Raw genomic sequence first — 12999 nt, forward strand, 5'->3', positions numbered from 1 at the left:
TTGTTTCAGCCCAGAAAGCTCTCTATCGCACTCTGTGCGTTGTTTTTCACACTTTCAGCTCAGGCAGGTAAGCTCTCGATAGTCATCGATGACTTTGGTTATCGGCCCGTTGAAGAGAACAAAGTGCTGCAGATGCCGGCGGCGATTTCTGTCGCCGTACTGCCCAATGCACCACACGCCCGAGAGATGGCAACGAAAGCCCATCAAGGTGGGCATGAGGTTCTGATCCACCTGCCAATGGCACCGCTCAGTAAACAGCCCCTAGAAAAAGATACCTTAACCCCGGAGATGAGCAGCGAAGAGATTGCTCGCATCATTCGTGATGCAACGGTTAAAGTCCCTTTCGCCGTGGGCCTGAACAACCATATGGGCAGCAAAATGACGTCGAGCTTGTCCGGTATGCAGAAAGTGATGCAAGTGCTTAATCAGTACAATTATTACTTTCTCGATAGCATGACAATCGGCAACAGCCAGTCGATTCCAGCTTCACAAGGCACCCACGTTAAAGTATTGAAACGTAGAGTGTTCCTGGATGACAGTCAAAATGAGGCATCGATTCGCGAGCAGTTTACTCGCGCGGTTAAGCTGGCCCAACGTGATGGCTATGCGATTGCCATTGGCCATCCGCATCCAACAACCGTTCGTGTATTACAGCAGATGTTACCTTCACTGCCTGGTGATATCACGTTGGTCCGACCAAGTCAGCTACTGAATGAGCCACTGCATCAGGGATCTGGGCTGTCACATACGACGCCAACAAAACCACTACCACCGAAATTTAGCGCGCCAGGTGTGTGTAAAGCCCGCAAACCACTGCCACCTGTACCTCAGCGTCGTGCGGTAGATCTGGTTGTTGAAAGTGTGTCAAAAAGCCCTCTAATCAAGCAGTTAGGCTCACTATTCTAAGCTAATCATCAACAACATTAAAAATTAACGTTAGTCCCATTCGGGACTAGCGTTTTTTTCGCTATGATAGCGAAATTATTTCCCGCAACTAATGTCCAATCTGCCGGGTTCTTAGGGTAAATAGTCTTAATGAAAAAGATTTGGAAAATAAATTTAATCAATAGCGTACTCAGTCTTCATGCCAAACTGAGTCAAATTGATAAAAATAAAACGCCGCTAAGCTCAAATCATGAATTTGAGCGAATTGTTATTTTCTCCACCACTGCATTAGGGGATTTACTTTTTAACACCCCAGCTATCAAGGCGATCAAGCACCGGTATCCAACCGCTAAACTGATGTTAGTTTCCAGTGATAAAAATCGTGATCTGGTCGAAAACAGCGACTGGTTTGATGAAGTGGCCATATGGGATAACAAAATCGTTCGCGCCCCCAACTTGATCAGAAAAATTCGACGATTCAAGCCTGATGTGACTTTGCTTTTACATTCCAGCCTTGGGTACGATATTCTTTGTGCACGACTGGGCGGTTCAACGTATATTTTGCGCGATAATTTCCGTCATGATAACCCGGCTTTCAACCATTGGTTGGATAAGTATTCCATGGGTGTGGATGGCCATATCATTCAACGTAAAATGGATTTAATCAGCACTTTGGGCTGTGATGTCTCTGATATAACGATGCAGTTTCCGATAGCTATCAATAAAGCATCAGACAAGACCAGTGGCCCAACGATTGGATTCCAAATGGGTGCCTCAGGGAAAAATCGCTGCTGGCCAGTTGAACATTTTTCACAATTAGCTGAGCGCATCCTTTCTGAAAACGTTGATGCTAAAATTATATTAACAGGGGCGGGGCAAGATCAGCCAATTGAGCGCGCATTCTTCCAATTGCTACCTGAAAAATACCATTCTCGCGTGACCTCATACATTGGCAAAACCCGTCTTCCCGCATTGATTGAGCTTATCCATTCTATTGATGTTTTAATCACGGGTGACACAGGGCCACTGCATATTGCCATTACCGCTCAGACCCCAACCGTGAGTCTGTATGTCAGTGCGAACCCGCGCCATACAGGACCCTACCAAGACTTATTGATTCATAAAACGATACGTATTGAGCCAGAAGCAGGTGACGATGCCGTTTATCCGTTGCGTAAGATAAGTGTTCATAGCGTTTATGAAGCACTAAACAGTGTGATAAGAAAATAATCACTTCTGCCAGGCAGCCATCACTGCCTGGCAAAGGGTCAATGGGGAAAAAGTAACTCAGGTGTGATTTTTTCAAACACATCTTCGCCCAGACCACTGTTTAGACAAAGATTATAAGTTTTAATCTTGGCGCGCTCTAACTCTTTACTCGCGTGGAGAAAAGCCGGTTTGATAACCTGTTCAAAATTTGATGAGAGAAAACTGGGGAGTTGATCCCCCTCAGTTTCATAAAATCTTGGAGCAGCAAAATTATTCATATCGACGCCGGCGAGTAAAATACGATTAGCCCCTAGCCAAGCTGCAATCTGTAGCGCCCAGTATGCCACCGTTCCTGCATCGAAAATACCCTGCCGAATATCCCAAGAAAATCCCGCACGCGGTTCGGTCGGAAATAAAACAATGCCTTTTTTGTCACGGTAGTTTCGTTCATATTCGTGTGGCATGACCTTCCCACGAAAGACCTTAAAACTCAGATCTTCAATAATCGCTAACCGACACGTTATCTCTTTTAACGCTGTGTATTTGAGAATATCATTAAGGCAATGCACGGTTGTAAACAATACCAACGCTTCATCCCTCAGAACTTCCTTTACGAGGTCAGCACGCTGCTTAACGAATCCACGATCCACGATAACATAGTACGAAAATCTGACATTTTTACGTAAATGATAGGCGCCATTGACACCGATAAAGGTCGTTCCCGATAGCTTCTGTAAATCAAGTGTATTAACAGACGGCCCCGTGGCCAGAATGGTCATATCACCACTGGCCTTGGCACGTAGCTGATTGAGATTTACGAGGGGAACATTCTTTCCGCAGTAAGTTAATTTCTGTATTTGGTCTTCACTGGCGCGGCGAATCGCTATGTACGGCCAAAAGTTTTCATTGTGCCGCATCACTCGGGGGTGGGAATAACGATAAAGCTGCTTAAAGATAGAAACCATTCAGAGTAATTCCTGCAATTTTCCCATCACCTTATCGGCAGAAATTGCCTGCATAGTGCCATTTTCACCCCGAAGCTCATGCTGATTCTTGCCATAACCCCCAATCAATCCCGGATCGGTTGGACCAAATAACGTGATATTTGGACGATCGAGTGCGGCAGTCAAATGACTTAATCCCGTGTCCACAGAGACCACGGCTCGTGCACCAGCGAGTTGCTGTGCAACTTGTTCTAATGTCAGCTTTGGCAATACTTCAACATGGTCAAATCCTTCAGCCATTCTTAGTGCTCTTTGATGCTCATGCTCTGCACCCCACGGTAATTTAATTCGCAAACCCGTGGGTTGGACTAATTCAATCAGTTCGCGCCAGTGTGCCTCTGGCCAATGCTTGTTATCGCGCGTTGTTGCGTGTAGGAACACCAAATACTGGTGGGCATCCTCTGGCAGTGTGGCAAGGAAATGGCTGGCAATCGCGTAATCGCCTTGCGTAGCGGGTTTCTCATAGCCAAGGCTTTTCGCAAACAGTTCACGCGTGCGTTCAACGGCGTGCTGCTGTTTATTGATTTCATGGCGTTTGTCATACCACCAGCTGGCAAACGGCTCGCGCGCACTGCGGCTGTCTTGCCCATGCTTTACGCCCTTTGCTAATCGCGTGACCAGCGCTGCGCTTTTGATGAGCCCTTGTGCATCGACCACCACATCATAGTCACGCGATTGCAGGCCGCGCTTGAACAACACACGCTCTTCACGCTGCTGGCTGCCAAACCAATGTTTGCGCCAGCGACGAATCGCTACTGGCAGCACTTTGTCTACCGCGGGATGCCAGCTGGGGATCTGAGCAAAATTCTCTTCCACCACCCAGTCAAAACGGATGTCAGGGATCGCCTGCATGGCATCAGTGAGCGCCGGTAACGTATGCAGCACGTCTCCCATAGAGGAAGTTTTAACGATTAAAACGTGCATGACTACTCCTGCACCGGATGCAGCAGCGCGCTCAGTTCTTGATGAACTCGAGCAGGCTGAATATCAATTAAACTTTGGTGATACCCTTCTTCAGCATCACCTTTACGCACTTTGTGATAGCCAGTGATTAAGCGGATAACACGCGCATGGTGGGATAATGGCGGCGTAAAATCAGGGCTGCTTGGGCCATATAAAGCCACTAATGGACGATTCAACGCGGCAGCAATATGCATTAACCCTGAATCATTGCTGACGACCGCAGCACAGTGGGCAATCAAAATTACCGCCTGTTCTAATTGCGTATCACCCGCCAGATTCTTGCAGTGAGCACGCGCCGAATCAGAGAGGGTTTGCACAATGGTGTCGCCAGTCTCGCGATCTTTCGCTGAACCGAACAACACCACCTGATAACCTTCGCCAATCAGTTGTTCAGCAAGGGCTGCATAATGGTAGTGTGGCCAGCGCTTTGCCGGACCAAATTCTGCGCCAGGGCAGAAGCCGATCACAGGACGGTCGGCAGACAGCGAAAATTGCGCGGCTGTCATGCGTTTCTCATCCTCTTCTACGCGCAGCTGCGGCCATAACAGCGGCTGAGGCAACTGTTGTGCAGCAGAAACGGGCTTATCGTATCCGAGTGCCACATAACGCTCCACCATCAGTGGAAATGCGGGCTTATCCAACACACGGATATCATTCAGCAAGCCGTAGCGCATCTCACCACGCCAACCGACGCGGCGTTTTATCCCAGCAAAAAAAGGCACCAGCGCCGATTTAAAGGAGTTTGGCAGGACGTAAGCCCGGTCGTAACCACTGGATTTGAGGGATTTCCCCAAACGACGCCGCTCGCCTAAGGCCAGCGCACCATGTCCCAGCGGCATCGACAATGCCTGGTTCACTTCGGGCATGCGTGACAATAAAGGCCGGCACCAAGCCGGCGCCATCACATCAATCACAGCATCCGGGTGCTCTGCCTTGAGCGTGCGATAGAGACTTTGCGACATCATCATATCGCCGACCCAAGAAGGGCCAATTACCAGAATTTTCATCGCTGGTGCCGGTTTCCTTATGCGTTACGATTCAGCCAAGCCATGTATTCACCCACACCCTGTGCGACGGTTTTGAAAGGCTTGTCGTAGCCAGCCGCACGCAGATTCGTCAGGTCAGCCTGGGTAAAGGCCTGATAGCGACCTTTCAGCTTATCTGGGAAGGGAATGTACTCAATCTGGCCTTTCTGGTGGAACTTCAGCACCGCATCCGCCACTTCCTGGAAGGATTCGGCACGACCCGTACCGCAGTTGTAAATACCGGAAACCCCGTTCTCCCAGCACCACAGATTGACGGCAACCACATCATCAACGTGGATGAAGTCACGTCGGAAATCGTCGCTACCTTCGAACAGTTTTGGATTTTCACCCGCGCTGATTTGCGTATTAAGGTGGAAGGCTACGCTCGCCATGCTGCCTTTGTGGCCCTCACGCGGTCCATAAACGTTGAAGTAACGGAAACCACACACCGGTGAATCTGCTTCTGGCAGGATCTGGCGCACGTAGTGGTCAAACAGCATTTTGGAGTAACCGTAGACGTTCAGCGGCTCTTCGTACTGGCGTTCTTCAATAAAGTTCTCGTTGCGGCCGCCGTAGGTGGCTGCTGAAGAGGCATAAAGGAAGGGAATTTCGCGTTCCAGACAGAAATGCAGCAAATCTTTAGAGTACTGATAGTTGTTATCCATCATGTACTTGCCATCCCACTCGGTGGTCGCTGAGCAGGCACCTTCATGGAATACCGCTTCAATCGGACCCAGATCTTCACCGGACATGATGTAAGAGAGGAATTCCTCTTTATCCATGTAATCGGCGATATCCAGATCGGCGAGATTCACGAATTTAGTGCCATCTTTCAGATTATCCACGACCAGGATATCGGTATGACCGCGATCGTTCAGCGCTTTAACAATGTTGCTGCCAATCATGCCAGCGCCACCGGTTACGATAATCATATGCTTTGCCTTTAAACAGTTGGGGTGAAACAGGAGGTTTCACGCGCTAATGCCTTACATCATAACATTTCAGCCCGAGACAGGCAGCCAGATGACTCCGCAACCGCTGCACAAATTGCAATCATCGCGTGAACTATGCTGCAAAACTGAGATTTGTCTGGCGGAAATGTCGGCACGATGCTTTTTGATCAGTAATATGTGCCAAAATTTTGCTATCTGAGGAGCAGAATCATGTCCAGTCAGTTTTATTCGCAAATCCGTCAACAGCTTGAGACAACGCGTCAGGACGGATTGTTCAAACAAGAACGCACTATTACGTCGGCTCAGCAGGCGGAAATCAACGTCGCGCATAGTCCCCCCGTGATTAACTTCTGTGCCAATAACTACCTTGGCTTAGCCAATCATCCTGCGCTCATTCAGGCAGCCAAAGAGGGCATGGATTCGCACGGCTTTGGCATGGCCTCGGTCCGCTTTATCTGCGGCACCCAGGATATTCATCAGCAGTTAGAACACAAGTTGGCTGAATTTCTGGGAATGGAAGATGCCATTCTGTTCTCCTCCTGCTTTGACGCCAACGGTGGCTTGTTTGAGACGCTACTGAGTGCGGAAGACGCCATCATTTCTGATGCCCTGAATCATGCTTCGATTATTGACGGCGTGCGCCTGTGCAAAGCCCAGCGTTATCGCTATGCCAATAACGATATGCATGAGCTGCGTGCCCGCCTACAGGAAGCCCGTGATAAAGGGGCTCGCCATATCCTGATCGCCACTGACGGTGTGTTCTCAATGGATGGGGTCATCGCTAACCTTCAGGGCATTTGCGATTTAGCCGATGAATTTGGCGCGCTGGTGATGGTGGATGATTCCCATGCCGTTGGCTTTGTGGGGGCCGCTGGACGTGGGACACACGAATATTGTGGCGTCATGGATCGCGTCGATATCCTTACCGGGACTTTAGGCAAAGCATTAGGCGGTGCTTCTGGCGGTTACGTGGCAGCGAAAAAAGAGGTTGTCGAGTGGCTACGTCAGCGGTCACGTCCTTACCTGTTTTCCAACTCATTGGCACCCGCCATTGTTGCCGCGTCTCTACGCGTCCTGGATTTGCTGAGTGAAGGAGACGGCTTACGCCAGCGTCTCTGGGATAACGCCCGCTTCTTCCGTGAGAAAATGACCGCTGCAGGTTTCACCCTGGCGGGGGCCGATCACGCCATTATTCCTGTGATGTTGGGTGACGCGAAAGTCGCACAACAGTTTGCCAGTTTGCTGCAACAGGAAGGTATTTATGTCACCGGTTTCTTTTATCCCGTTGTACCTCAGGGACAAGCACGTATTCGCACGCAGATCTCCGCTGGGCATACGCAGGCACAACTCGAGCATGCCGTTGCCGCCTTTACGCGTATTGGACAACAGCTGGGCGTGATTGCAGGAGCAGAGAAATGAAGGCACTTGCCAAGCTTAAAGCAGAAGAAGGGATCTGGATGGTAAAGGATGCCCCCATCCCAGAACCTGGTCATAACGACCTACTGATCAAAATCCGCAAAACGGCAATCTGCGGCACTGATGTGCATATTTATAACTGGGATGACTGGTCGCGCAAAACCATCCCCGTTCCAATGATCACTGGCCATGAATATGTGGGCGAAGTGGTGGGAATGGGTGAAGAGGTGAGAGGTTTTTCATTGGGCGATCGCGTATCAGGTGAAGGCCACATCACTTGCGGCCACTGTCGAAACTGTCGCGCCGGACGTACTCATCTCTGTCGCAACACCGTGGGGGTGGGCGTCAATCGTCAGGGTTGTTTCGCCGAATATCTGGTGATTCCGGCCTATAACGCTTTCAAAATTCCTGACAATATCTCCGACGAACTGGCCGCGATTTTCGATCCCTTCGGTAACGCCGTGCATACTGCGCTGTCCTTCGATTTGGTCGGTGAAGATGTCTTGATCTCTGGCGCAGGGCCGATTGGCATCATGGCTGCAGCCGTATGCAAACATGTCGGCGCGCGCAATGTGGTGATTACAGATATCAACGAATACCGGCTGGGGCTGGCGCGCCAAATGGGTGTGACGCGCGCGGTCAATGTGGCGCAGGAGAATTTGCGTGATGTGATGGCCGAATTAGCCATGACGGAAGGCTTCGATGTGGGGCTGGAGATGTCCGGTGCACCACCCGCATTCCGAACGTTGCTGGAAGTGATGAACCACGGTGGCCGCATCGCCTTGCTGGGTATTCCACCGGGCGAAATGGCAATCGACTGGAATCAAGTGATCTTTAAAGGATTGTTCATTAAAGGCATTTATGGCCGGGAGATGTTTGAAACCTGGTACAAGATGGCGGCACTGATTCAATCAGGCCTTGATCTCACACCGATCATCACGCATCGCTATCACATTGATGAATTCCAGCAGGGATTTGACGAGATGCGTTCTGGACGATCTGGAAAAGTGGTATTGAGCTGGGATTAATGTCTGTGGGGGAATGCAATTCCCCCCTATTTCCTATATCAATGCCAGGTACTGCTGACAGATTGCCGCAGTATCAAATTCTGCAAAGGCATCCTCTGGCAATCGCGGTGGGTGCTGATAAATATCCTGCATTTTCTCCGCCAGAGATTCAGGATTAAGCGCCGATAAGCCACGCGCTAATTCACCCTGTAACAACCATTCTGGGCCGCCCGGACAAAGGGTACTCACCACTGGCGTACCGCACAATATTGCTTCAATCAGTACGTTACCAAAACCTTCACTGTCCGAACTGACAATCAACATTTCCGCTCGACTAATCCATGCGTATGGATTCAGGGTGAAGCCTTGGAAAATCACTCGGTCAGCAATGCCTAACTCCTGCGCTTGCGCTTCAAGCGACGCTTTACGCTGTGGTGAACCTTGCCCTAATAACACCAAAGGCAGTTGAATGTGACTTAATGCATAGGCCTTGAGCAGGCGGTCATGCCGTTTAGTTTCGTGGAAACGCCCTACATGAACCAAAAATCCCGTTGAGGGTACTTCGGCGAATTCGGCAGCTTGTTGCCGGATGTGAGTGATATCGAACGGATTACCTATTACAGCTTCACGCGAAGGCTGCACTGCAAAAGCCGACTTAAGGTCTTCCAACACCGCTGGCGATACGCCAATGACGTTGCGTCCCTGATACACTTGCTGAATCTTACGTGCCTTCAGCCAGCGTGACATCCCAGTGCGGTGTCCCAGATAAGAAGCCGAAAATACGCCGTGCAGGCAGAACCACGTTTTTTCAGGCGAGAGTGCCCGGCAACGACGTACGATACGGTCGGTTTTATGCAAGTGTGAAACAGCCAGATCAAACGCACCCGCCTCTTTTTCCGCTTTCCTTACCGCAGCATCCAGCAAACGCGCACGTCGGCTGAGTTCAGTCAGTTTGCGCCATGGCTTGCGATTGCTGTCCTGAATCACCTGATAATCCACACCTTGTGGTAGGGGATACTCGCAGACCTTGCGTAAGGAAAAGAGTGAGACGCGATGCCCCTGCGCCAGCATACCGGCCACCAAAGTCAGCACCACTTTCTCGGCGCCGCCGCCCGGTAAACCATCAATCACCATGAGTATGCGTTTTGACAAAATGTCCTACCTGTCAGTTTGAAAAGCGGATTAATACCCGTTACATGTAGAGAATTTTACCGCATTTTAACCACAATTTTCGCCTGTTTGCTGCCGTGGCAAATAGTTTTGCGTCACTGAAGGGCACAGCGTAACATGGCGATTTTATTGGCTTCAGGCGGCGAATATGACCCGGCACGCGTTCCTTATTACCATAGACACCGAGGGCGATAATCTCTGGCGTAATCATCGCTCGATCACCACCAAAAATACCGGCTATCTGCCGCGTTTTCAGTCTCTATGCGAGCGTTATGGTTTTAAACCCACTTGGTTGACCAACTATGAAATGGCAATCGACCCCGCTTTTGTTGAATTTGGCAAAGATGTGATTGCCCGCAAGCAGGGCGAAATCGGTATGCATCTCCATGCCTGGAATAGCCCCCCGGAAGCACCGCTGACAGACGATGATTGGCGCTGGCAGCCTTTCCTGATTGAGTACCCTGATGCGGTACTGCGTGACAAAGTCGCCTATATGACGGATCTGCTGGAAGAAAAGTTCCAAACTAAAATGCTAAGTCATCGAGCGGGCCGATGGGCATTTGATGAGCGTTACGCCGCGATCTTGACCGAACTGGGCTATCAGGTCGATTGTTCCGTCACGCCACGTGTGAACTGGTCCTACACGCGCGGGGCGCCACAGGGGAAAGGGGGGACAAACTACACTCACTTTCCAGCCAATCCCTACTTCATTGATCCGCAGGATATCTCACGCAGTGGTCATTCATCGCTGCTCGAAATTCCCATGAGCATTCAATACAAATATTCTTCTTTGATGAATACGATTAAGCAGGGTGTGTATCGCCTACGCGGTAAGCAAAAAAGCCCGGCTGTGTACTGGTTACGTCCATCTGGCGGTAACCTTGCAGACATGAAGCGCGTGGTGGAAATGTCTCTGGCTGAAGGGAACAACTACACCGAGTTTATGCTACACAGCTCAGAGTTTATGCCCGATGGCAGCCCAACCTTTAAAAATGAGCGCGACATCGAGCAACTCTACGAAGATCTTGAAGCGTTGTTCGCCTGGCTTGCACCGAACTTTGTCGGGCAAACCCTGGCGGAATATTATGACACCTTTACACAGCAACAGGCTCAACGCTGAGCTGCTGCCATGCCTGCCAGACCGTTTCCAGCGTGATATCGCTACACTCACCGGAATCGGTCTGCATAATTTGATATTTGCCAGACCAGGGATGCCAGATGCTGGCGTTGGTATCGCCGAAGAACACCACCTGCTTTTTATGTAACCCTGCAGCTAAGTGCATCTGCCCACCATCACTACACAAAATCTGCTCACAGCGATCAAATCCGGCAATCAATTCGCGCACCGATGCGGTCGGGTAACGCGCCACACGTGGTGAACTCACCTGCTCCATCAACTCTTCTGCACGCGCGGCGTCACCCTTGTCATGGGGATCCAGAGTGCCTTGTGGTGACCAGAATACCAGCACCTGTGCTTGCTCATCTTCCAACAGCTTATTGATAAACGCCGCATAGGATGCCACTGGCCAGCGGCGTTTAGGGCTGCGACTGCTGATGTGCACGCCAAACACTCTTCCCGGTGCAGAAAACAGTGCCGCGACACGAGCTTTAGCTGCCTCACGCTCTGCATCAGCCAGATAGAGATTGACCTGAGGTATCGCAGGGGATGCATCCGTCAGCGCCGAGAGATAGGAGTAGGTATGTTCTACCTGATGTTTACCCTGGAAATCCTGCTTCTGGAAAGGGTGATCAAGATGCGCATCGGGCTGTGCGGCGCCGATGATATTATGCGCGCCGGCCATTTTCGCCAGACGCAAACTGTATTTGCAGGGCACGGGATTTGCCAAAATGGTTGCATCAAATCGGGTTTTACGGAGTGCCAGCATGATCTTCACACGCTGCCAGTAAACGCCCAATGTTGTCTCATTTTTTGCGCGGTGCTTGGCTTTCTTGTACACGTACAAGCAATCGACATGCGGATTATGACTTATCACGTCTTGAGCAATTTTATTCACCAGCAGCGTAATTTTCGCCTCGGGGAATGCCCGCTTCAGCCCCTCTAGTAACGGGGTTGTACATACCATATCGCCAATGTTATCGCGTCTGATAACGAGGATGTTTTTCATACTGATGCCCAGAGAGATAAGGATATACGTCGAGTTTTGCGGCTATAACAATTCTTAAAAACGTAAAAATGCTAGCGAGCTAACTACTTTTGACCATTAATGTCCAAAAAGTTCTGAATTCCTTAGTAATAATTAACGTAAGAAAATCGTAAACGAATCATTATTAAAACATCGCAGAACAATGTCGCTAAATGCTCCCTTAATCTCCATCATCTCACCTATGTACAATGCCGGTGCGATGCTTGAGACGTTTATGCAGTCCCTGCTGGCACAAACGCTGACGTCACTGGAAATTATCATCGTCGATGATGGCTCTACCGATGGATCCGGCGAACGTGCTGACGCTTACGCGCAGCAGCATCCTCACGTCCACGTCATCCATCAGGTGAATGGGGGTGTTTCGCGTGCCCGCAATGCCGGTCTGGCTATCGCCCGAGGTAAATACGTCACTTTCCCGGATGCAGATGACACCATGAGCCCAGCGATGTATCAGACGCTGGTTGAGATGGCTGAGCGCGATAATCTCGACGCCGCGCAGTGCAATGCCGAGTGGTTTTTCAAATCCAGCCAGACCACCAAACCCCTCATTCCGCTAGACCGTTTAACCAGCACCGAGGTGCTGAGTGGCCCAGATTGGCTGAACACCGCACTGCAAACCCACCGTTACATGCATGTGGTGTGGCTCGGCATCTACCGCCTTGAACTGATTAAACAGCTCCATCTCACCTTCGAGCCAGGTCTACACCATCAGGATATTCCCTGGACGACCGAGTTTATGCTCAATGTTCAGCGCGTGCGCTATACCGATCAAGTGCTCTATCGCTACTACATGCACGATGCGTCGATCAGCAACCGCAAACGCACCGGTCAGCGCAATGTGGAATACCAACGGCACTACCTGAAAATCGCGCAGATGCTGGAAGAGATCAATGCACGCTATCGCGATAGCGTTAAAATTTACCCCGCCTTTCACTATCAGATTACTCGTGAAGCACTTAGTGTCTGCCACACCATCCGCCGCGAACCTGAAGAGAGCGCACGCCAGGCGATGATCGCAGATATCTTTGCTACCCAAACCCACAAGCGCATGCTGCGCAATGCACGCGGTGCAAAGCAGTGGTATCAGTTGCTACTATGGCTGAGCCGGATTTATCGCTGGCGAAAGAAATAAGCGGCGGCGCTGGCTTTCGCCGCATAGGGGTTTACCCTACAATCAGCTCACTGAATTTTGAGATCATTTG

Annotated in this window: 12 protein-coding genes; 6 read left to right on the forward strand and 6 right to left on the reverse strand. The window is 50.3% G+C overall.

Going from position 1 to position 12999, the window contains the following annotated elements:
• Both F3J38_RS23315 and F3J38_RS23320 read left to right on the forward strand, forming a co-directional pair.
• Nucleotides 1-906: a divergent polysaccharide deacetylase family protein gene (locus tag F3J38_RS23315; protein WP_167142794.1), complete on the forward strand. Its 906-nt coding sequence runs from the start codon at nucleotides 1-3 to the stop codon at nucleotides 904-906.
• Nucleotides 907-1035: 129 nt separating this feature from the next.
• Nucleotides 1036-2115, forward strand: a complete 1080-nt coding sequence (locus F3J38_RS23320) for a glycosyltransferase family 9 protein (protein ID WP_167142645.1) — start codon at nucleotides 1036-1038, stop codon at nucleotides 2113-2115.
• A 38-nt stretch (nucleotides 2116-2153) separates the two neighbouring features.
• On the opposite strand, the gene F3J38_RS23325 is transcribed toward F3J38_RS23320, so the two are convergent.
• From F3J38_RS23325 to rfaD, 4 genes are read right to left on the reverse strand one after another with little or no spacing between them, the layout of a single operon-like run.
• Nucleotides 2154-3059, reverse strand: a complete 906-nt coding sequence (locus F3J38_RS23325) for a WaaZ-like lipopolysaccharide core biosynthesis protein (protein ID WP_167142648.1) — start codon at nucleotides 3057-3059, stop codon at nucleotides 2154-2156.
• A complete protein-coding gene (gene rfaC, locus F3J38_RS23330; RefSeq protein WP_167142651.1) occupies nucleotides 3060-4022 on the reverse strand; it encodes a lipopolysaccharide heptosyltransferase RfaC in 963 nt (320 codons plus the stop codon). It lies immediately after the preceding gene.
• 2 nt (nucleotides 4023-4024) lie between these two features.
• The gene (gene rfaF / locus F3J38_RS23335; protein ID WP_167142654.1) at nucleotides 4025-5068 is read right to left on the reverse strand and encodes an ADP-heptose--LPS heptosyltransferase RfaF; all 1044 of its coding nucleotides are present in this window, start codon (nucleotides 5066-5068) and stop codon (nucleotides 4025-4027) included.
• Between the two features lie 17 nt (nucleotides 5069-5085).
• A complete protein-coding gene (gene rfaD, locus F3J38_RS23340) occupies nucleotides 5086-6018 on the reverse strand; it encodes an ADP-glyceromanno-heptose 6-epimerase (RefSeq protein ID WP_167142657.1) in 933 nt (310 codons plus the stop codon).
• Nucleotides 6019-6249: 231 nt separating this feature from the next.
• On the opposite strand from rfaD, the gene F3J38_RS23345 reads away from it, so the two are divergent.
• Nucleotides 6250-7458, forward strand: a complete 1209-nt coding sequence (locus tag F3J38_RS23345) for a glycine C-acetyltransferase (RefSeq protein WP_167142660.1) — start codon at nucleotides 6250-6252, stop codon at nucleotides 7456-7458.
• Nucleotides 7455-8483, forward strand: a complete 1029-nt coding sequence (gene tdh, locus F3J38_RS23350; protein ID WP_167142663.1) for an L-threonine 3-dehydrogenase — start codon at nucleotides 7455-7457, stop codon at nucleotides 8481-8483. Before F3J38_RS23345 ends, tdh begins: the two co-directional genes overlap by 4 nt.
• Nucleotides 8484-8516: 33 nt before the next feature.
• Here tdh and F3J38_RS23355 read toward each other — a convergent pair whose 3' ends face one another.
• Nucleotides 8517-9596, reverse strand: coding sequence for a glycosyltransferase (locus F3J38_RS23355; RefSeq protein WP_167142797.1), 1080 nt, complete (start codon nucleotides 9594-9596; stop codon nucleotides 8517-8519).
• Nucleotides 9597-9780: 184 nt separating this feature from the next.
• Here F3J38_RS23355 and F3J38_RS23360 point away from each other — a divergent pair, with 184 nt between their 5' ends.
• Nucleotides 9781-10752, forward strand: a complete 972-nt coding sequence (locus tag F3J38_RS23360; protein WP_167142665.1) for a polysaccharide deacetylase family protein — start codon at nucleotides 9781-9783, stop codon at nucleotides 10750-10752.
• Here F3J38_RS23360 and F3J38_RS23365 read toward each other — a convergent pair.
• A complete protein-coding gene (locus F3J38_RS23365; RefSeq protein WP_167142668.1) occupies nucleotides 10727-11758 on the reverse strand; it encodes a glycosyltransferase family 9 protein in 1032 nt (343 codons plus the stop codon). The two genes, F3J38_RS23360 and F3J38_RS23365, sit on opposite strands and share 26 nt — an antisense overlap.
• A gap of 181 nt (nucleotides 11759-11939) precedes the next feature.
• On the opposite strand from F3J38_RS23365, the gene F3J38_RS23370 reads away from it, so the two are divergent.
• Entirely contained in the window at nucleotides 11940-12929 is a 990-nt protein-coding gene (locus tag F3J38_RS23370; RefSeq protein WP_167142671.1) for a glycosyltransferase, read from the forward strand.
• Nucleotides 12930-12999 lie beyond the last annotated feature (70 nt).

Source organism: Candidatus Pantoea formicae, from assembly GCF_011752625.1.
GTDB lineage: Bacteria > Pseudomonadota > Gammaproteobacteria > Enterobacterales > Enterobacteriaceae > Pantoea > Pantoea formicae.